This window comes from Pseudonocardia sp. SID8383 (assembly GCF_009864975.1).
Taxonomy (GTDB): Bacteria; Actinomycetota; Actinomycetes; order Mycobacteriales; family Pseudonocardiaceae; genus Pseudonocardia; species Pseudonocardia alni.
Window position 1 is genome coordinate 1 of record NZ_WWFY01001018.1, and the last position, 273, is coordinate 273.

The 273-nt window shown below is 78.8% G+C and carries 1 pseudogene; it reads left to right on the plus strand.

Going from position 1 to position 273, the window contains the following annotated elements:
- A pseudogene (locus GTW08_RS24295) lies at positions 1-273 on the plus strand (alpha/beta hydrolase); the annotation flags it as partial.

A 273-nucleotide genomic window follows, 5' to 3' on the forward strand; every position in this document is an offset into this window, starting at 1 on the left:
CCTCGGGCGACGACCCCGTCGAGCCCGGCTACCGGCCGGAACCGCCGTCCGGGGACCCGGAGCCCGCACTGCGCCGGTTCCTGCGCCACGACGTCCCCGCGGTACGGGCCGTCCGCATCGACCCCGACGACATCACTGCGAGCGGGGTCCGGGTCGTCCCGACCGGCGGGGTCGAGTCGCGCGGGCGCTGGGAGCACCGCTGCGCCGAGGTACTCGCGTCCCGGCTCGGCCGCGGGCTCGTCGAGCTGCCCGGCGGCCACGACGGGCCCGTCA